Origin of the sequence: Streptomyces paradoxus, assembly GCF_014202475.1 — a bacterium.
Lineage (GTDB): Bacteria > Actinomycetota > Actinomycetes > Streptomycetales > Streptomycetaceae > Streptomyces > Streptomyces paradoxus.
On sequence record NZ_JACHGV010000004.1, the window covers coordinates 333698 to 352412 of the forward strand.

The 18715-nt window shown below is 70.5% G+C and carries 18 protein-coding genes; 11 read left to right on the plus strand and 7 right to left on the minus strand.

From position 1 onward, the window contains the following. Positions 1 to 187: 187 nt before the first annotated feature. From HNR57_RS16025 to HNR57_RS16045, 5 genes are all read left to right on the plus strand, one after another. Positions 188 to 1549 carry a phosphatase PAP2 family protein gene (locus HNR57_RS16025; RefSeq protein WP_376772255.1) on the plus strand — a complete coding sequence of 454 codons (1362 nt, stop codon included), beginning with the start codon at positions 188 to 190 and terminating at the stop codon, positions 1547 to 1549. 151 nt (positions 1550 to 1700) lie between these two features. Next, on the plus strand, positions 1701 to 2138 hold the full coding sequence (locus HNR57_RS16030) for an NfeD family protein (protein ID WP_184560671.1): 438 nt from the start codon (positions 1701 to 1703) through the stop codon (positions 2136 to 2138). A 29-nt stretch (positions 2139 to 2167) separates the two neighbouring features. Beyond that, positions 2168 to 3259, plus strand: a complete 1092-nt coding sequence (locus tag HNR57_RS16035) for an SPFH domain-containing protein (protein ID WP_184560672.1) — start codon at positions 2168 to 2170, stop codon at positions 3257 to 3259. Between the two features lie 369 nt (positions 3260 to 3628). Next, positions 3629 to 4921, plus strand: coding sequence for a hypothetical protein (locus HNR57_RS16040; RefSeq protein WP_246554652.1), 1293 nt, complete (start codon positions 3629 to 3631; stop codon positions 4919 to 4921). 67 nt (positions 4922 to 4988) lie between these two features. After that, positions 4989 to 5777 (plus strand): calcium-binding protein, encoded by a 789-nt coding sequence (locus HNR57_RS16045; protein ID WP_184560673.1) that lies wholly within the window; start codon positions 4989 to 4991, stop codon positions 5775 to 5777. Between the two features lie 152 nt (positions 5778 to 5929). Here the strand turns inward: HNR57_RS16045 and HNR57_RS16050 are convergent, their stop codons facing one another. Next, entirely contained in the window at positions 5930 to 6754 is an 825-nt protein-coding gene (locus HNR57_RS16050; RefSeq protein ID WP_221342569.1) for a DUF4394 domain-containing protein, read from the minus strand. Positions 6755 to 7140: 386 nt separating this feature from the next. Between HNR57_RS16050 and HNR57_RS16055 the strand changes: the two genes are divergently transcribed. Next, the gene (locus tag HNR57_RS16055; protein WP_184560675.1) at positions 7141 to 8394 is read left to right on the plus strand and encodes a PucR family transcriptional regulator; all 1254 of its coding nucleotides are present in this window, start codon (positions 7141 to 7143) and stop codon (positions 8392 to 8394) included. Between the two features lie 274 nt (positions 8395 to 8668). Here HNR57_RS16055 and HNR57_RS16060 read toward each other — a convergent pair whose 3' ends face one another. The 3 genes from HNR57_RS16060 to HNR57_RS40585 form a co-directional block, all read right to left on the minus strand. Then, entirely contained in the window at positions 8669 to 9133 is a 465-nt protein-coding gene (locus HNR57_RS16060; RefSeq protein WP_184560676.1) for a DUF5994 family protein, read from the minus strand. A gap of 53 nt (positions 9134 to 9186) precedes the next feature. Beyond that, positions 9187 to 9603 carry a DUF5994 family protein gene (locus HNR57_RS16065; RefSeq protein ID WP_184560677.1) on the minus strand — a complete coding sequence of 139 codons (417 nt, stop codon included), beginning with the start codon at positions 9601 to 9603 and terminating at the stop codon, positions 9187 to 9189. A gap of 248 nt (positions 9604 to 9851) precedes the next feature. Further along, on the minus strand, positions 9852 to 10364 hold the full coding sequence (locus tag HNR57_RS40585; RefSeq protein ID WP_313673830.1) for a hypothetical protein: 513 nt from the start codon (positions 10362 to 10364) through the stop codon (positions 9852 to 9854). Between the two features lie 526 nt (positions 10365 to 10890). On the opposite strand from HNR57_RS40585, the gene HNR57_RS16075 reads away from it, so the two are divergent. Further along, positions 10891 to 11565, plus strand: a complete 675-nt coding sequence (locus tag HNR57_RS16075; RefSeq protein ID WP_184560678.1) for a hypothetical protein — start codon at positions 10891 to 10893, stop codon at positions 11563 to 11565. Between the two features lie 35 nt (positions 11566 to 11600). On the opposite strand, the gene HNR57_RS16080 is transcribed toward HNR57_RS16075, so the two are convergent. Then, the gene (locus tag HNR57_RS16080) at positions 11601 to 13316 is read right to left on the minus strand and encodes a SpoIIE family protein phosphatase (protein ID WP_184560679.1); all 1716 of its coding nucleotides are present in this window, start codon (positions 13314 to 13316) and stop codon (positions 11601 to 11603) included. A gap of 390 nt (positions 13317 to 13706) precedes the next feature. Between HNR57_RS16080 and HNR57_RS16085 the strand changes: the two genes are divergently transcribed. Both HNR57_RS16085 and HNR57_RS16090 read left to right on the plus strand, forming a co-directional pair. Further along, on the plus strand, positions 13707 to 14303 hold the full coding sequence (locus tag HNR57_RS16085; RefSeq protein WP_184560680.1) for a DUF5994 family protein: 597 nt from the start codon (positions 13707 to 13709) through the stop codon (positions 14301 to 14303). A 634-nt stretch (positions 14304 to 14937) separates the two neighbouring features. Continuing rightward, positions 14938 to 15315, plus strand: coding sequence for an STAS domain-containing protein (locus HNR57_RS16090; RefSeq protein WP_184560681.1), 378 nt, complete (start codon positions 14938 to 14940; stop codon positions 15313 to 15315). Here the strand turns inward: HNR57_RS16090 and HNR57_RS16095 are convergent. Then, positions 15294 to 16535 (minus strand): PP2C family protein-serine/threonine phosphatase, encoded by a 1242-nt coding sequence (locus tag HNR57_RS16095; RefSeq protein ID WP_184560682.1) that lies wholly within the window; start codon positions 16533 to 16535, stop codon positions 15294 to 15296. The genes HNR57_RS16090 and HNR57_RS16095 overlap by 22 nt on opposite strands. A 204-nt stretch (positions 16536 to 16739) precedes the next feature. On the opposite strand from HNR57_RS16095, the gene HNR57_RS16100 reads away from it, so the two are divergent. Further along, complete coding sequence (locus tag HNR57_RS16100; RefSeq protein ID WP_184560683.1) at positions 16740 to 16922, plus strand: hypothetical protein; 183 nt, start codon at positions 16740 to 16742, stop codon at positions 16920 to 16922. A gap of 77 nt (positions 16923 to 16999) precedes the next feature. Continuing rightward, complete coding sequence (locus HNR57_RS16105) at positions 17000 to 17227, plus strand: hypothetical protein (RefSeq protein WP_184560684.1); 228 nt, start codon at positions 17000 to 17002, stop codon at positions 17225 to 17227. 94 nt (positions 17228 to 17321) lie between these two features. Here HNR57_RS16105 and HNR57_RS16110 read toward each other — a convergent pair whose 3' ends face one another. Next, positions 17322 to 18365: a fatty acid desaturase family protein gene (locus HNR57_RS16110; RefSeq protein ID WP_184560685.1), complete on the minus strand. Its 1044-nt coding sequence runs from the start codon at positions 18363 to 18365 to the stop codon at positions 17322 to 17324. Positions 18366 to 18715 lie beyond the last annotated feature (350 nt).

Sequence of the window (18715 nt, forward strand, 5' to 3'; positions counted from 1 at the left end):
TGTCGGCCGACACAGCAGCCGGGCCACAGCACTCCGATAGCATGTTCGAACTCGCGATGGTCCCTCCATCGCTCTCCATCTGCCCAGCCATTCGGACGAATCGGCCAAAAGATTGATAGCCAGAGCATCGCGGGTGTTTTCGCGCACGAGCGACGAGAGTTCACGGGGCGCGTGGCGCCATTGGCGTGTGCTGCTGTGGGTCACGGCGGGCGTGGTCACGCTCGGATTCCTCGTCGCGCTGGAGATCGCCGCCCGCCACTACGGCGAACCGGGGCCGATCACCAACCAGCTGAAGGGTCTCGTCCTCGCCCCCAAGCCGGGGCCGCTGTACGGCGGTCTGGGGCTGATGATGGTCGTGCTCACCTGGCGGCAGCGGTTCATCGCGGCCGGCGCCGCGCTCGGGATCGACGGCGTCCTCCTGCTGGTGCGGTGGGCGGCGGACGCCGGCGTGACGGGCGGTCACATCTTCGGCACGGGCGCGTTGTGGGTGATGCTGGGCACCGCGATCATCGCCGTCACCCGCCGTACCGGCCCTGAACGCGTCCTGCTGCTGAAGGGCGTCGGACTCGGCCTGCTGCTCGTCGCCGCCCGCAAGACCGGCGACACCTGGCTGTTCATCACGGCGAAGACCCGCCCGACGGTGCTCGACCAGTACGTGGCGACCGCCGACCACGCGCTGGGCAACCCCTCCTGGCTGGCCGGGCGGATCGTCGAGGCCACCGACCCCTTCAGCAGCCATCTCCTCCAACTGGTCTACGGCCAGCTCGCGGTGGCCGCGGTCGTCGTCGCCTTCCACCAGTTGCGCAACGTCACGGTCGAGCGCCGCTTCCCGAGCCACCACCTGGTGCGCACCTTCCTGGTGATCGGCCTCCTCGGACCGGCCGTGTACATGCTCTTCCCGGTGGTCGGCCCGGTCTTCGCCTACGGCCCGGGCGCCTCCGGCACCGGTGGCGTGGAGTGGGCGGCGGCCAACCTGTGGCCGCACACCCCGCTGCCGGTGACCACCCCGCACCCGATGACGTACGACGGGATCACCCCCCGCAACTGCATGCCCAGCCTGCACACCGCGTGGGCCGTCGCGATCTTCGTCCACACCCGCAAGGCGCCCCGGGTCCTGCGGCTCGCCGGTACGTTCTGGCTGGTCGTCACCCTCGCCGCGACCCTGGGGTTCGGCTACCACTACGGCGTGGACCTCATCGCCGGTGTGGTGTTCGCCCTCACCATCGAGGCGGCCCTGCGCTCACTCGACCGCGGCTGGGACCGGCCGGGGATCCTGCTGGTCGCCTACGGCACCGCGGTCTTCACCGCGCTCCTGCTGTCCTACCGCTACCTGCCGACGCGGATGGCCGCACATCCGGAACTGTCCGGGCCCCTGCTCATCCTGGCCATGGCCTCGGTGATCTACGGCTACGTCCGCACCACCCCGAGGCCCACCCCGCGGTTGCCGAGCCCCCGGCTCCCGGTCGAAGAGACCGCGCCGGCGGACGCCTCGACCGGAAAGCAGGAAGGCCCCGCTCCCACGCCCACGCGCGCCCCGGAGCCTCACTGATCGCGCACTGAAGGGAGCGGCCTGCCCTGACCGGACTCCTCCGGTCAGGGCAGGCCGCCCGACGCGCGAGAACCACGGCTGCCGTGTCTGTTCTGCCCGGCGTGTCCGGGCGGTAGCTTGGTGGAGAAAGCCCCAAAAGAAGGGCGAATCGATGCCGTGGTTCCTGTGGCTGCTCGCTGCCGCGGCGCTGGGTGCCGCGGAGTTCTTCACCCTGACCCTGGTCTTCGGGCTGCTGGCGGGCGCCGCGCTGGTCGCCGCCGTCGTCGCCGGTGTGGGCATCGGCCTGCTCGGCCAGCTGGTGGCCCTCACGGCGGCAGCGGCGGCCGGCCTCGTCATCGTCCGTCCCGTCGCGCTGCGGCACATGGCACAGCAGCCCCTCATCCGCGACGGCAGCGACGCGCTGATCGGCAGGCGGGCCGAGGTCGTGCAGGAGGTCACCGCGACCCGCGGCCTGATCAAACTCTCCGGCGAGGAATGGTCCGCCCGCGCCCTCGACGAGACCCACGTGATCCCGGTGGGAGCGCTGGTGGACGTCATGGAGATCGAGGGGGCCACCGCCGTCGTCTACCCCCGCGAGCTCCTTCCCTGAACGGCTGAACACACAGCAACGGAGGCACTGTGGATCCAGTTGTCATCCCCATCCTCGTGGTGGCCCTCGTCATCGTCTTCCTCGTGGCCTCCACCGTCCGGATCGTCCCGCAGGCCCGCCGCTACAACATCGAGCGGTTCGGCCGGTACCGCCGGACGCTCCAGCCCGGCCTGAACCTGGTGCTGCCGGTGGCCGACCGCATCAACACCAAACTCGACGTGCGCGAGCAGGTCTACTCGTCCGACCCCAGGCCGGTGATCACCGAGGACAACCTCGTGGTGAACATCGACACCGTCCTCTACTACCAGATCACGGACCCGCGGGCGGCGGCGTACGAGGTCGCCGACTACCTCCAGGCGATCGACCAGCTCACCGTGACCACGCTGCGCAACGTCATCGGCAGCATGGACCTGGAGGAGACACTCACCTCGCGCGAGGAGATCAACTCCCGGCTGCGCGCCGTCCTCGACGACGCCACCGGCAAGTGGGGCATCCGCGTCAACCGCGTCGAGATCAAGGCCATCGATCCACCGCACACCATCAAGGAGGCGATGGAGAAGCAGATGCGGGCCGAGCGTGACAAGCGGGCGGCCATCCTGCACGCCGAGGGAGAGCGGCAAGCCAAGATCCTCACCGCGGAAGGCACCAAGCAGAAGGACATCCTGGAGGCGCAGGGCACCCAACAGGCCATGATCCTGCGGGCGGACGGCGAGGCCAAGGCGGTGGAGCTCGTCTTCCAGGCCGTTCACCGCAACAACGCCGACCCCAAGATCCTGGCCTACAAGTACCTGGAGACGCTCCCGCACTTGGCGAAGAGCGACAACAACACGTTCTGGGTGATCCCGGGAGAGCTGACCGAGGCGGTCCGGACCGTCACCCGGGCGTTCGGCGACGAGCCGACGGCAGGCGCTCCCCGTCCCGCGCAATCCGAGGGAGCAGCCACCGCCGCTTCCGAAGGGGTACCGCAACTCGACACGGGCTCGACGGCCGCCCTGGACGCCGCCGCGGCCGCCGACGAGGCCGGCAAGCAGGCCGCCGCAGCGGTGAGCGACGCCAAGGCGGAGGCGGAGGCGGCGAAGTCACCGCAGGTGCCGCGCCTGGGGCGGACGTCCGAGGACTGAATCCGCGTCGGCTGCCGCCGGGGGAGGACCGAGTCCCCCCGCGGAACCCGGCGCGTGCCCGGCACGGGTCACGCGTCGTCGCACCGCTCCAGAATCAGCCCCCGCGCCCGTGTGCACACCATGGCCGAATCGCCCGACGAAACCGCAAGCAGCCGAGCGGAGCTTCCCATCAGTCGCACGCTCCACGGCAGCCGCACCCCCGCACCGCCCGACGTCGTCCGCGCCAAGCTGCCGGCGGTGGTGTGACATCTGAGCACGTGGATGCGCTGGATGGTTGCGGCCGATTTATGTGACGGCTGTGACTAAGCCATGTTCATTGTGAACCGGGGGATCAGAGTGGCACCGCGTGCAGCACGTCATCGGCGTTCGTTGAAGCGTCGTCTCCTTGCCGGGGCTTCACTCGCCGCGGCGGCGGGGACAGCGGTCACCGCGACGATCGCGGTCAACGCCGAGGCGGCGTGGACGTCGGCCTGGAACGTGTCGGCGTCCGGCTGGTTCGCCGCCGACTCGCCCCAGGTCTCCGTCGACCGCCAGGGCGACGCGCTGCTGGCCTGGACGGCCGGCGACCTGTCGACGACGTACTCCTACCAGCGGGTCCAGACCAGGGTGAAGTTCGCGAACGGCACCACGGGAGCGATCCGCACCCTGTCGCCCGACGGCGCCGCCGTGTCCTGGCCGGAGACCGGCTCCGACGACACCGGTGACTCCGCGGTGGTCTGGCAGCAGGACAGCCAGGTCGTGGGCCGGCGGGTCGCAGCCTCCGGCAGCCTCGTCGGGCCGCTCCAGAAGCTCTCCACGTCGGCGCCCGCGACCACCCCGGTCGTCGCCGTGACGCCGGGTGGCACCGCGATGGCGGCGTGGACGGAGATCCGCGACGGAAGCTGGTACGCGGTCGCCCGCCGCCTCAAGCTCGACGGCACGATCGGCGCGGCCATCACCCTCGGCTCCGGCTCGGCCGAGAAGCCGGCCATCGGCGTCGACCGCAACGGCCAGTTCGTCGTCGCGTGGGCACGGGCGTCGGACGTCGTGGCCAAGCGGATCACCTCGACGTCCGTCTCCTCGGCGAAGGTGCTCACCTCGCCGATCGCGTCGTACGGCGGCTTCGGCATGGTCCGGGTCGGCGTCGACCGGGACGGCGACGCCGTCATCAGCTACCACTCCGGCGGTGGCTCCGTGGCACAGGTCTGGGCCTCGCGCTGGAGCCGCACCGGTACCCTGTCGGCCCCGCTGCGCATCTCCTCCGCCACGGACAACGTGGGCTTCCACCACGCCCTCGCGACGGACCTCGACGGCGACTCGATGATCGTGTGGACCCGCTACAGCAGTGGCAAGCTCGAGTTGCTCGGCCGCCGCCTGTCCGCGGGCGGCACCCGCGGCAGCGTCACCACCCTCGGCCCCGGCGACCGTCCCGACCTGGCCCTCGACGACGACGGCGACGGCATGGTCGTCTTCCACACCGTCCTTCCGAAGTCGACGCCGCCGTACAGCTACACGAAGAGCAGTGCCCGCCTGATCAGCCGCTCCGGCACGTTCGGCACCACGAAGACGCTCACGTCGGACGGCCGGGTGCCCCAGGTGGACGCCCGCCCCAGCTCCCTGTTCACGGTGATCTGGCAGCAGGAGACCTTCCCGTACACGATCAGGTCCGTCACCGGCCCCTGACCGGCATCGAACGCCCCCGCCCTGCTCCGCTCGGCGGTTCCCACTCATCGCTCCGTGAAGGAGACACATGCGCAAGCGCGCTGCCCTTGCCGTCCTCACAGCCGTCGCCGCAGCGGCGGGCTTCATCGTCCCCGGTGCCTACGCGGACGACAACGTCGGCGACATCCAGGTCGACGGCGTCGTCGTCAACGGCGGCAAGAACATCGTGGTCGACACGGCCGACAGGACGATCACGGTCTCGGTGACGGCCACCGACCCGTCGGGCATCTGGGACGCGGACTTCACCCTGTGGCGGGGCCCGGACGGCAGCGACCCCTACTACAGCGCCGACGCCGTGATCGATCCCAACGAGACCACCACACCGGCGGACTGCGTTGCCTCCAGCAGCACGACGTCGACCTGCTCGAAGACCTTCACCTTCGAACCGGACTGGTGGCTCACGAACGCCGACGCCGGCACGTGGAAGGTCCAGGCCCAGGTGTCGGCCAACGACGGCAGCTACACCGACCGGTGGGCCTACACCACCACCCGCCTCCAGCGGCACTCCAAGCTGACCGTCAACGCGAGCCCCGAGCCGATCGCCAAGGGCCGAACGCTCACCGTCACCGGCAAGCTCACCCGGGCCAACTGGGACACGCTCGACTACCGGGGCTACACCAACCAGCCGGTCAAGCTCCAGTTCCGCAAGGCCGGTACCACGACCTACACCACGGTCAAGACGGTGTACACCTCCAGCACCGGCTCCCTGTCGACCACGGCCGTCGCGTCCGAAGACGGTTACTGGCGCTGGAACTTCGCGGGCACGACCACCACGCCGGCCGTCCCTGCGACCGGCGATTTCGTGGACGTGCAGTAACCCGAACGCCGCAGGGGGCCGTCCGCATCACCGGCCGCATGCACATCCAGCGGCCACCGGGGCCCCCTCGGCCGCCTGACCGGATGAAACAGGGCCGGCAGCGGGCCCGGGAGCAGCCGGGCCCGCGGCGAGCAGTGACCTGCGGCTGGGGATCAGCTGCCGGTGAGGGAGATGGCCAGGTCCGTGATGTCCAGGGGGAACCTGGACTTGACGGCGTCGGACACCAGCGTGGCCTCGCCGGTGAAGAGGTTGACGCTGTAGAGGGAGGGCCTGGTGGCGCCGGAGGCGGTGAGAGTGGCGAAGGCGGCGTTGCTGACCGTCTTGCCGCCCGACAGGGTGCTGAAGACGTCCATGCCGGTGTTGATCTGCGCGTCGATGCCGAGGCCGCCGGTCGCCGCCAGCGTGCCGTTGTTGGCCGGGGACTGGATGACGACCTGGTCGCCGGCCGTGTTGATGTCGAACAGCGTGGTCCCGGTGGTCCCGTTGAGGTCGTTGTTCGTGTAGGCGGCGGCGGAGACACCCTTGGTCGTGCCCTCGATCGGCGGGGTGGTGAGGTTCAGGTCCTGGACGGTCGTGTGGTCGTTGAGGTTGTGCCGCAGGTTCTGGCCGTTGTCGCTGATCACGCGCAGCCGGTCGGCGGCCGGGTTGAAGTCGACGCCGAAGTTCGTGCCGTGCAGCGAGTACTGGAGCTGGGACACCTTGGTGATCACGACGTCCGCGGTGGCCGGCGGGGTCTTGATCGTGTAGATGCCGCCCTTGTTGCCGACGCCGTACATCAGGCCGTTCTGCACCCGGAAGTCGATGCCGATCAGAGCCGTGTCGCCACTGAGCCCGATGACGTCCCTGACCCAGTCGAGCACGTTCGGCCGGTCGGTGGTGAACGTGGCCATCTGGGTGCCGTCACCTGTGATCCCGAACGCGCGCAGGCTGGGAGTGGCGGCGGGAGCGGCCGAGCCACTGCCCGGCGCGCCCAGCATGAGCGCTGTCGACGTGGCCGTGATCGCTATCGCTGCCGCGATTCTCTTTCTCGTCCCTGCTTTCATCGGTGTTTCCCTCCCGTTTGAACAAGCACCATTGAGTGGCGCGCAGATGAGAGATTCCCGTACCGATTCCCGCGCTCATCCGGAGTAGTGGCCGGAACGAATGCTGTGGTGTTCCCCCACGGGCTGGTACGCGTTCCCATTAAGGCCAGTTCACAGTGTCTCCACAAGTGGAGCAGGCGATGGGAATGCCCCGATCCAGGGATTTTGCGCACTGTGACAAAGTGCCACAGAGGCGGTCGTCTCCAATGTTGCGCAGAGTGACAAATGCCGTCCGGATTTACCCTGTCGGCTTCTTCGGCCGGAATGGCATGCTCGCGCCCATGGGGAGCTTCTTCGCCGAGCTGGCCCGGCAGGCGTCGGCCAACGCGCGCCGGGAGGTCGAGGCGTACGCGCGCGAGATCCCGGAGTTCGGGTTCCTGGACACGAACTCCCGGGCGCGCGCCGAGACGCTGGAGTACGCGTTGTGGCTGCGGCGCCGTACGGTCGAACTATCCCCGGACAACAGCGAATTGAGCGACGACGACCTCGGCTGCATCGCGGCGGTCGGCGAGTTGCGGGCCGCAGCGGGGATGCCGTTGGACGCACGGCAGCGGGTCCTGCGACTGCACACCTCACTCATGCTGCGCGAGATCAACGAAGCGACCGAAGCTCAGCGCGGCGCCGGCGTCGACGAACTCATGCGGATGATGAGCTGGTTCGCCCCGCAGGGAGAACGCGGTATCCGTGCCTACAGTCAGGGATTCGTGACGGCGCTGCGACACCGTCTGCCGTACGTCGAGCAGGCCGCCCTGCTGGCCAGGTCGTTGCTGAACAGAGACCCCATATCGACGGAACTCGCTTCGGCCCTGGGCATGGAACTGCCCGAGCGCTGCGCAGTGACGGTGATCCGGGTGCCGGACCGTCCCGCCGGCGATCGCGACCTGGAAAGCGATATCGAGGCGCTGGTGAAAACCCACCACGCGCCGATCACGTGGTGCCCGGGCAAGGGGAGCAGGAGCGGTGAGCTGATTGCCCTGATTCCCTTGCGTCCCGCCGCACCCCAGGCGTCTCCGGGGCCCAGTACCGCCGAGACCGTACAGCCGCACTCCGTACCCGACCTTGCACCCGACCTCGTATCCGATCTCGTACGGGACTTCGCCCAGGCTCTCGGCCGCCCCTGCGCCGCCGGCACCGCCACCTCACCGCTGTCCGAGGTTGCCGACGCCCTCGACCTGGCCCGGCGGATCAGCAGGGCGGCGCCGCTGCGACGGGCGTCCGCTCTGTTGCGGCCGCACACCGTGTCGGACGTGTTCGTCGAACTCGCCGTTGCCGACGCGCCGTTCGTCGACGAATGGCTCCACGCCGTGGGCCGGAGCCTGCAGCCCGGTCCGGACCTCCTTGTCACGCTTGACGCGTACTATCGCCACGACATGCACCGCGGCGCCACGGCGGCAGCCCTCAACGTCCACCCCCGCACCCTGGACTATCGCCTCCGCCGGGTGCGGGAGCTCACCGGCATCGATCCCGGCTCGACGCGCGGCGTGCGCATTTTCAGCACGGTCGTCACGCGGCGCCTGTCGGATGCGTGGCACTGAACCGCGCGATCATCCGCAGCCGTCGGCATGCACCACGCGGCCGGGCCCGCGTCCGCGAGCAGCAGCACGCACGGTCCCGGCAGCGTGCTGTGTGATCACTACGCAACGTCTGAGCTCCGCGTCGCACTGTGCGTCCACAACCTGTGGACGCCGAGGCCGCGGCCTCGCGGTATGGAGTGGTCATGTCGCCGCAGACCCGTTGGTCTGGACGCGTCCGTGTCGTCGACCCCGGTCGTGGGGGCGGGCTCCGCCTGAGGTGTGCATCCGGGCTGAGTCAAAGGCTGGTGTCGATCAGGATCTGCCGGGCCTGCTTGAGGTTGCCGGATCGGACCGCTTCGGTCATCGCGGCTCGCGCCGCCTCGGGGGGCGTGTCCGGTGGGACCACGAGCAGGGAGAAGTGGTCCTGGTCCCCTCGGGTCACGAGCGCGGTTTCGTCGCCCACAGAGAAGACGTCGATGTGCACCACACGGTCGTCGACGGTCACCCGCGTCGGTATTTCGTCCCAGGCCGCGGAGTCCAGGCCGATCCGTGTGATCGGCCCGAGGCGCTCGGTCAGTGCGCTGATCAGGCCGGGCAGTTCGGAGGCGAGACTCCTTGAACGGGGCCACCACGCGCCGTCGAGGATGCCCCGGCGTTCGTGAGTGGTGGTGAGCCGCAGAAGCGCCGTTCCGGGGCGCATGGATTCGTGTGCACCGTCCGCCAGCAAACCTGCCGCAGGCGGGGAATCAGGATCGGGCATCGTGCTCACCTGCCTGTTCGGGGCCCCCTCGCGTCCACGCTACTCCTGGCGGGTCAGGCGCGGTCGCCGAGCACGGCGGTCATGATCGGTTCGGCCGCCTCCTCGGTGGTGTCGGGCGGCACGACCAGCAGATCCCAGCGGCCGTGGCCGGGGGCGAGCAGGACGACGGTGTCCGGGGCGTGCGCTGCCACCGTCTTCCGCAGCCGTACGACCTGGTTGGCGACGAGCATCCGGCCAGGTGCCGCGGACCAGGCCGCTCCGTTCACCGTGACGCCGGCGATGTGTCCCCAGGCGCGCGGCAGTGCGGCGAGCAGCTGCGGAAGCTCCACCAGGAGGTCGTACGAACGTGGCCACCACACCCCGTCGAGGCGACGTGGCAGCGCGCTGTGGGGCGCGAGCCGCAGGCGGAGGAGAGGGCGGATGGACGGTGCGGGAGGTGCGGGCGGTGCCGGTGGAGCTGTGGTGATCATGGCGTTTCCTTCGACGGGTTGTGGAGCGGTGGGTTCGGGTCAGGCCCGGCGTGCGGCGAGCCGGTCCGACGTGGGCCGGCGCACGTCGTGCACCCAGCCGAGCCGTCGAGGAGTCGGATGACGGCGTCGAGGAGTCGGATGACGGCGGCCGAGGGGCCGATCCGGCCCCGGTCGACGCCGTGCCGGGCGTTGGTCACGGAAGGGCCGCTTGCCCAGCACGTGGCACTGCCGGTGCTGCTGGGCCGGCGTCAGCCAGGCTCGTCGGTGTGGGCGCGTCGGGCCTGGGTGTGGCTGGTGGCCAGCCAGGGCGACTGGGGCAAGGTCTCTTCGCCGACATGCCCGGTGTCGACGGTGAGATGGAGCAGGGTGCCCTGCCCGCCGGGGCCCGCGGGGTAGCTGCGGGGCTCGTCGCAGCGAAGGTTCCGGCGCAGCAGCTGCGCCACTCGTTGGGCGATGTCGGGGCTGGTGGCGATGATGCGGACCTCCGCGAGGTCGCCCATGGGGAGATCACCATCGGCGGTCTCGTACGCCTGCGGATCTTCGCTTGTGCTGTGACTGCTGCCGGTGCCGGTGCCGGTGCCTTGGCTGCGGCTGCGGCTGCGGCTTCGGCGGAGCGGCGCGGGCATGGAAGTGACCTGGCTGTAGGAACGCAAGGCGATCCTCTCGCTGGGTGCGGAGTTGAGCCGGTGGATCACGTAGGCTCCGGCGGCGATGAGCACGAGGAGGACGGCGATGCTGAGGGCGGTGTCCATGGCGGTCACGACCTGACGGTCGGTCGAACGTGAGAAGGGCTTGGGAGAAGCGGGCCCGCCGTCCCCCGGGCGCGTGGTGGTGCAGTGGTGCCGGTGGTGCCGTTCGTGCCCGTGGCGCCGGTGGTGAAGAGCTGCAGTACGGCCCTGCGCGGGTCGGGCACCGGCCACGCGTCGGCGGCGGGGAAGGAATCGAAGGCCGGGGCCATCATGCTGACCTGTCTCCGGAAGCTCCTGCGCTGCGCGAGGCTTCCGGCGAAGTGTCTCGCCGAGGACGAGACCAGCGCGGAAGCCGGTGTGCGACATGCCCTCGGTACCTCCACCGTACTCCCGTGCGCCCCCGACTGCCGGGAAGCGGACGGCACCGCCGTACCCGCCTCGGCGTTCTCGTCCACCGTCGGTCCCGAAGGGGGGCGCGGCCGCGGGAGTACGGTTGAAGACACCGAGGGCGTCGCGCGCCGGCTCCGACACCGGTGCCGCTCTCGGCGACCGACGACGCCGGGCCGGGTCCGTCCGTGCCCGAAGCAGGGCTTGCCTCATGACCGTGAACGTGCCGGCTGCGCCGACGACCACAGAACTCCTCGGGCGTCCCGCCGGTTCGCACCCGCCCGCGACGCGGAAGCCCGGCCCGAGGCCGGAACGGGGCTCCTCGCCCCGGGAAGGGCAACGCGTCCGTCCGCTGACCCGGCGTCAGATCGAGGACCACATGCAGGAACTGGGCGATCTGTACGCGGAGACGTCCGGCGGCGGCCCCTGGGCGTGGAACCAAGCCCGCAGCGCCTTCCTGCGGCGGCTCGCGGCCGACGCACGGCGACCGGGATTCGAGCTGCTGATCGCGGAGACCACCGCGCTGACCGGTTGCGCCTACGGTTTCCCCGTAGGCGGCGACGGCCCCTGGTGGGAGGGCTTCGACGGATACCTTCCGGGGCGGCTGCTCCGGCTTGCCGCCTCCGGACGCCTCTTCGTGATCTCCGGGATCCACGTTCCCTCCCGGGTACGCAGGCAGAACCAGGACCGTGCCTGGAACCTCGCCCGGCGCCTGCAGGAACGGCTGCTCACCGACCACGGTGCCGCCGTCGCCGTCACGTTGGTGAACCGCTCCGACCACAGGACCGTCGAGGCGCTGCGGTCCTGGGGATGGCGGTACATCGAAGGTGACACACCGCGGACGGCCCCGCTCGGCCCCTTCCGCGTCCTGGTCCTCGACACCTGAGCCCCCCGGGTCCCGCCTCACCGCGGTCACCGCCTTCAGGGCGACGGCAGACGCAGGGCGAGGAGGGCCACGTCGTCGGTGCTGCCGGGCGGCATGCGGGAGGGCAGTTGGTCGCACAGCGTGTCCAGCGGTTCGTGGGCGAGAGCGAGGGCGTGGCGGCGCAGACGGGCGAGGCCGGTGTCCAGGTCGCTGCCGGGGATCTCGATCAGGCCGTCGGTGTAGAGCAGGAGAGTGGAACCCGGTGGAAGGGACTGCGCGGCGCTCGGCCGGCTGCCGCCGGTGCCCGGAGGGACACCGAGGAGGAGTCCCTGTCCCGCTTCGAGGTACTGCGCCTGTCCGTCCGGGGTCAGCAGCAGAGGCGGCGGGTGCCCCGCGCTGGTCCACCGCAGCGTCCAGGGACCGGTGTGCGGGTCGCCTTCCAGCAGGGCGAGGACGAGGGTGGCCATGGGGACGGTGGTGATGGCGGGCATGGCGTCGTCGAGGCGGTCGACGACGGCACCGGGCGGGCCGGTGTGGTCCCAGGCCAGTGAGCGCAGGATGCCGTGCAGTTGCGCCATGCCGGCCGCCGCGGTCAGGTCGTGGCCCACGACGTCTCCGATGACCAGCGCGAGCGTGCCGTCCTTCCGCTCGAACGCGTCGTACCAGTCGCCGCCCACCTGGGAGCCGGCCGGGGCGGGCTGGTAGCGGGCGGCCAGCCGCAGGCGGCCGGGCTGGGGCAGCGGGGCGAGCAGGTTGCGCTGCATGGCCTCGGCGACGGCGCGCTGGCGGCCGAACCGCCGTGCGTTGTCGATGACCAGGCCGACCCGGCGGCCGATGTCGCTCACGACGTCCAGGTCGTCGCTGTCGAAGGGGTGCTCCGGGTCCGTGCGCACCACGGTCAGGGCGCCGGTGATCTGCCCTCGGGGGCCGAGCGGCACCGTGATGGCCGACGTCGAGCCCACCGTCCGCAGGAAGTCGTCGTGGACGGCGGCCAGGGGAGAGGCGGGCGGTGCGGCCGGATCCGCCTCCTGCTGCAGTACGGGATCAGCGCCGTTGAGCACCTGGACGAGCGGTGAGTGATCTCCCTCCCCCGCCTCGGTAAGACGCTGGCGCCCGCCCTCCAGTCCGGCCTCCCGGCCCGCGGGACCGGTCACCGCCACCCGGTGGACCTCCCCGGAAGCGACTCGGAGATCCACCGCCGCCCAGTCGGCGAGGCGGGGAACCAGCAGGCGGCCCAGCCGGACGAGGGCCTCATCGGTCTCCAGGGTCTGGCCGAGTACGTCGGTGATCTCCGCGACCAGCGTCAGCCGCTCGGTGAGGTCCTCCAGCGCACGTGTGTAGGCCGCACGCTCCCGACGCGCGCTGCGCTCGCCGGCGGTGTCGGTGAACAGCACGGCCATGCCGATGAAGGCGCCGTCGTCCGTCACGGGAGAAGCGGACCAGGAGATCGCGATCAGGCGGCCGTCACCGCGCAGACAGATGTCGCCCTCCTCGCGTGCCTCGGACCTGTCGGCCACGGCCCGCAGCAGCGGGCACTGCTCCCGGGGGATCCTGCCGCCGTGCGCATCCCGGTGCAGCAGGTCGTGTGCGTCCTCCCCGCGCATCGCCGGGGCGGCGCGGCCGAGCAGCCGCTCGGCCGCCGGATTGACCGCGAGGATCCGTCCGGCGGGATCCACCACGACCAGGGCCGTGCCCAGTTGCCCGACGACCAGCTGCCAGAATCCCCTCTCGGCCGCCGGCCGGCTCCCCTCGTCTCCCGCGCTCTTCACCATGCCACCCCCTCCGTCAGGGAAACCCTTGCCGAAGCCCGCGGGCGCATCGGGGGACCGACACACCAGTGGATCGATATTCCCCCGACTCGGCACGGATCAGCTCGGCGACGTCGCGTGGCCAGGTCGTTCCCCCCGGCGCGAGACCCTGCGACCACCCTGCAATCGAACTCGCCCTCCCAGCTTGGGAAGTGCTCGTTGCCTCAGGGACGAGGGTTCCGGGGAGGGACGCATGGGAGTGTTCCTCCGTTGTCCGCACGGTCCGTCGGGCCTGTTGGAGGAGTACGCTGGATTTACCGAGGATATTTCGAACACCGGCTTCCAGGCTCGTGTCGTTTTCGGCGATTCAAGATTCCGGGCCGACCCTGGTCGGCCCGGGGCAGGGTTCGCGTCATGATGGCGACCATTTTCCACCCGCCGACGACCGAAGCCGATGACCGGCTCCCCTCGCTCTCTCCGCGTCTGTCGCTCGCTCCCATCGGCTCCGCCCCGGCTCTGCTGGACGGCGCCTGGTGGCCCCGCTCCCGCGACCTCGAGGCGGAACTCCCGTCCCTGACCGCCGTACTGGAACCGCTGTGGGGGCGGATCACCCGGGTCACGGTGAATCCCACCCAGTGGCCGGTCATCCCGCGCAAGGTGCCCGTCGCCGGGCGCGTGGTGCACGTGGGCTGGTTCCGGGACGAGCAGGACCCGCATGAACTGCTGTTGCTCTCCTACCACGTGGGCCGCTGGAACCTCTTGGTCGTCCCGCCGCAGACGGCTCCCGACTCGGCCGCCTGGCTGATGGCCGCCGCGAGCGACCCGCGCGGTACGTCGAGCGCGAGCAGGTTGATGGAGGAGGCGGCGCGCCTGCGGACGCTGCGCGACGCCGACCGGGCCGTGGAAGCGGTCTGGGACTCCGAAGGAGGGCACGGGTCCCGTAACTCGGCCGCACCTCCACGGGTTCCGGCCATGACCGGCACGGTGCCGCAGCAGCCGATGGGAAGGTGAGGATCGTGGAGACGTTCGTGACCGTGGCCGTGATCCTGGGAATGATCGCCCTCGGGGTGCTCCTCATCCGTCTGCTGAACTCGCAGCACGGCGACCGCATGGCCGGCGTCCATTACGGCCACACCGGGATGCCTGTCGCGGGACCGGCTCCGTCGGCTCGGCGAAGGGCCCGCGGCGGGGCGGCGACGAGCCGTACCGGCCGGCCCGGGCGACCCGGGCCCGGCGTACGCGGGCGACTCCGTCCGCGTGCCCGTGAAGGAGCGAGCCCCACCCTTCCGGCAGGCTCGCCCGGCCCGTCATCCGACGGGCGGAACTGACCGCACCGACAGCACCACCCCGCAATCCGGGACCCCGGCCGCAGCCGCGCACACGACAGGCCGGGGGCCCACCCGCGTCCGGTGTCCGCAGGCCGGGGCAGCCAACCCTCCAGGACACGATGCCGTCGGACGCGGACCTGCTGTCCGGTTCGTGGCGCATCCCCGGACGGCCGGTCCACCACGATGCCCGCCGACCCGGGCTCGTGGAACGGCCCTCCGCCCGCCACCCCGCACACCCCCGTATCGGCGGCACGCCGCGAGGGCAGGACCCAATCCGGCCACGCGGCTCGCCGACGGGCACTCCGAACCGAGGATCCATGCCCTTTCCACGGCTGAACGTCCACCGGCGCGACCACACCACCCGCTCGCTGATCACCCTTTCGGGGGAGATCGACCTGGCCACCGCCCCGCTCGTGCGGGCCGCGCTGGCCGAGTGCCTGAACGACGGCATGGGCATCACGGACGTCGATCTCACGGGAGTCACCTTCTGCGACGCCAGCGGACTCAACGTCTTCCTCACGGCATCGGGGCTCGCCACCGAAGCCGGCACGATCCTCCGGCTGCACCATCCGCCACCGATCATGGCCCGCATCATCGAGATCACCGGCTCCGGGTTCCTGGTCCACGAACTCCCCACCCGCGGAACGCCCTCACGTCGATCTCCCGGAGAGGCTCAATCGAGGGCGGTGAGGTGATCGGCGCCGCCGCCTCGCCACTCGACGAGGAAGATGGTGGCGTCGTCGGTCGTGCTGCCGCCCCGTTCGTGCTTCAGAGCGTGCGACAGCGCCCGCACCACCGCCCGTACTTCGGTGCGGTCGCGGAGGATCCGGTTGGTCCACTCGATGAGCTGCTCCTCACCGAACTGCTGCCCGCCGGCCTGGTGCTCCTCGATCAGACCGTCGGTGAAGCACAGCAACCGGTCACCGGGTCGCAGCATCCGCTCGCTGACCACTGGCTCCTCGCCGCCGAAGCCGACGGGCAGCGTGGTGGGGCTCTCCAGCCGGTCCACCACGGCGCGGTCACGGATCAGGAACGGAGCCGGGTGGCCGGCGTTGACCCACTGCAGCCGGCCCGTGGCGATGTCCAGGACCATCATCTGCGCGGTGACGAAGTGGTCGGGGCCGAACTGGTCGTTGATGGCCCGGTCCATGAACGCGTACACCTGGGACAGATCGGTGTGGGCCCGTCGCGTGTGGCGGTAGGCGCCGACGGCCACCGTCGCCATGGTCGCCGCGTCCAGCCCGTGGCCCATCGCGTCGAGCATGGCCACGTGAAGGATGTCGCCGTTGAGGGCGTAGTCGAAGCTGTCGCCGGCCACGTCGTAGGCGGGCTCCAGGATGCCGGCCACCTCGACCTGCGGAACGGTCATCGACAGCGGGGGCAGCAACGACCACTGGATCTCAGCGGCCACGCTCATCGGGGCGCTGCGGCGGGCCTGGAAGAACTGATCGGTGTAGGCGTCCTTGGTGACGATCATTTCCGCGACCAGACCGGCGAGTCTGCGGAGCAGCCGCCGGTCGTCGTCATCGACGCTGTCCAGGGTGACGGCCATCACCCCGATCTGGTCGCTGCCGTCCAGCAGCGGCAAGTACATTCGCACACTGCCGTCCTTCGGCACCTCCACCGTTCTCAGGCTCAGGAACGCTTCGCCGGCAGGGGAGCCCTCGACCGGTTCGGGGCCGCCGACCTTCAGCCTCCGGCCCGGCAGCGGCACCAGCAGCACCTGTTCGTAGTCCTGCAGGAGGATGGAGACCTCCCGCCCTCCGACCCTGGCCACCTCTTCCGCGACGAGCGGGGCGATCAACTCCGGCGGCATCTCGTGGGACCGGTCCAGCAGCATGCCGAGCAGCCGTTCGCCGAACCCCTCCGACCGGTCCACCCCGACCCTGTCCGGATGCCGCCCACCGTCCGTCATCACTGCTCGATTCCCTTCGTCCCGGGGTGATGGCGAGCCGATCGCGCCAAGGGCGGCATGTCGCCCCAAGCGCCCCTCGCCGCGCACGGCTTGGGCAGAAGGGTGACCATCCGCCATCGTAGGCCTTATTGCACCATTTCATCCGGAATTGTTTACAAAGCGGAGGAGGGGGAGTCAGAGTCGAGTGGGGGGCAGGAGGAAGCCATGACCGTCCTCGCAGCGTTTCTTCTCGTCATCGGGACGATATTGATCCTGATGGGGGCGATGCTGATGCTGGTCGGGACGGTCCTGATCCTCCTCGGGGCGCTGCTGATCCTCATCGGGATCGCCCTGGTCGCTGTCGCGGCCTTCTTGCTCATCCGGAGAGCGCTGAGGCGGGAAGAGTAGGGACGGCCGGACCGGAGCACGGCCGGACCGGAGCGAGGGGAACCGGATCAGGCCCGGTGCGTCGAAAGGAGCGCGTGATGAGCAGGAGCGTGGTGGGCTTGATCGCGGGAATGGCGCTGGGGTTCGCCGCGTACTTCGGTGACTTCTGGGCCTTCCTGCTGGTGCTGGGCCTGGGCATCGTCGGTCTCGTGATCGGGCGGCTCATGGACGGTGATCTCGAACCGGGCGACTTCATCCGCCGCCGGGACCGGCAGGACCGCATCCGCGATGACCGGCGACGGGCCAGGGGAGACCGGCTGCGCTGACCGGTGAGCCGATCGGCGGCCGGGCCTCCGCGGCGTCGCGCGGTGCCGTCACCGCCTCCGACGGCCGCCCGCGGACATCGCCGGACGCCCGCTGCTACGCGGGAACCCGGGTCTTCCGGAGCGGTGCTCCCGCCTGATGGAGGCTGACGAGGGCCAGCCGGTAGGAGGTGATCAGTCCGGTCTCCACGTAGTCCACGCCCAGGTCCTCGCAGTGGCGCCGGACGATGGTCCGCGCCCTGCGCAGGTTGGGGCTGGGCATGCTGGGGAACAGGTGGTGCTCGATCTGGTGGTTCAGCCCGCCCAGCGCGATGTCGGTGAGCCGGCCGCCGCGCACGTTGCGCGAGGTGAGCACCTGGCGGCGCAGGAAGTCCGGGCGGTCCTCGCCCTTCAGGATCGGCATCCCCTTGTGGTTGGGCGCGAAGAGGGAGCCGAGGTAGACACCGAAGAGGCACTGGTGGACGGCCAGGAAGGCGATCGCCATACCGAGGGGCAGCAGCCAGAACAGGACGGTCAGGTACACCGCGAAGTGCGCGAACAGCAGGACGCCGTCGAGCGCTCGGTGCTTGAGCGAGCGATTGGCAAGCGACCGCACGCTCGACACGTGCAGGTTGAAGCCCTCCAGTGTCAGGAGCGGGAAGAACAGGAACGCCTGCCAGCGGCCGATCACACGGGGGAGCCCGGTGGCGACCCGGGCCTGGTCCTGGGACCAGATCAGCAGGTCGGGGTCGAGGTCGGGGTCGAGGTCCTCGTGGTTGGGGTTGGCGTGGTGGCGGGTGTGCTTGTCCTGCCACCACCCGTAGCCCATCCCGATACCGGCACCGGCGATCCGTCCCGACACCTCGCTGGCCCGGCGCCGGCGGAACACCTGACGGTGGGCCGCGTCATGGGCGAGCAGGGCGACCTGACCGAAGACGATGGCCAGGAAAGCGGCGACGGTCAGGGTCCACCAGCTGTCACCGACGAGTGCGACGGTGGCCCACCCGCCGACGTAGAGCCCGGCGACCACGGTGATCCGCAGGGCGTAGTAGCCGGGACGGCGGCCCATCAGACCGGCATCGGCGATCTTCCTCGACAGCCGGGCGAAGTCACTGCCGGACCTCTCCGAGGGCGGGGGGTGGACGATGGAATGCGTGGTCATGACGATTGTTCTCCCCGGATGAGGCCGATGACTCGGCGCCGCCCGGGAGCCGCTGAGACCGGGCCGTAGGTAGGGATGCGCTTCCTCCATTGCCGGAAGCGCATGGCGCGACCGCGGAGCAAGGACGACGTCTGCTTCGTCAGCGGGCGGCCGCGCAGGCCCTCTATGTGGTTGCGTGTTCCCTGCCGGACGGGACTCACACACTGTGACGGCACCGGGCTTGCGGAGCGGGCCGCGATTTCGACGTCATGGCCGGATCGGTGGCAGAGGCAAAAGCGCTCCGCCCGAGGCGAGTTGCGGAGGGCCGTGACCGAGCAGGGTGAAGTGGGCGTCGGGCCTGTCCGGTCATG

Coding starts and splice junctions, on each gene's coding strand:
- HNR57_RS16030 (WP_184560671.1), top strand. CDS start 1,701: ATGCCGTGGTTCCTGTGGCTGCTCGCTGCCGCGGCGCTGGGTGCCGCG.
- HNR57_RS16045 (WP_184560673.1), top strand. CDS start 4,989: ATGCGCAAGCGCGCTGCCCTTGCCGTCCTCACAGCCGTCGCCGCAGCG.
- HNR57_RS16050 (WP_221342569.1), bottom strand. CDS start 6,754: ATGCTGGGCGCGCCGGGCAGTGGCTCGGCCGCTCCCGCCGCCACTCCC.
- HNR57_RS16055 (WP_184560675.1), top strand. CDS start 7,141: ATGGGGAGCTTCTTCGCCGAGCTGGCCCGGCAGGCGTCGGCCAACGCG.
- HNR57_RS16060 (WP_184560676.1), bottom strand. CDS start 9,133: ATGCCCGATCCTGATTCCCCGCCTGCGGCAGGTTTGCTGGCGGACGGT.
- HNR57_RS16065 (WP_184560677.1), bottom strand. CDS start 9,603: ATGATCACCACAGCTCCACCGGCACCGCCCGCACCTCCCGCACCGTCC.
- HNR57_RS16075 (WP_184560678.1), top strand. CDS start 10,891: ATGACCGTGAACGTGCCGGCTGCGCCGACGACCACAGAACTCCTCGGG.
- HNR57_RS16080 (WP_184560679.1), bottom strand. CDS start 13,316: ATGGTGAAGAGCGCGGGAGACGAGGGGAGCCGGCCGGCGGCCGAGAGG.
- HNR57_RS16085 (WP_184560680.1), top strand. CDS start 13,707: ATGATGGCGACCATTTTCCACCCGCCGACGACCGAAGCCGATGACCGG.
- HNR57_RS16090 (WP_184560681.1), top strand. CDS start 14,938: ATGCCCTTTCCACGGCTGAACGTCCACCGGCGCGACCACACCACCCGC.
- HNR57_RS16095 (WP_184560682.1), bottom strand. CDS start 16,535: ATGACGGACGGTGGGCGGCATCCGGACAGGGTCGGGGTGGACCGGTCG.
- HNR57_RS16100 (WP_184560683.1), top strand. CDS start 16,740: ATGACCGTCCTCGCAGCGTTTCTTCTCGTCATCGGGACGATATTGATC.
- HNR57_RS16105 (WP_184560684.1), top strand. CDS start 17,000: ATGAGCAGGAGCGTGGTGGGCTTGATCGCGGGAATGGCGCTGGGGTTC.
- HNR57_RS16110 (WP_184560685.1), bottom strand. CDS start 18,365: ATGACCACGCATTCCATCGTCCACCCCCCGCCCTCGGAGAGGTCCGGC.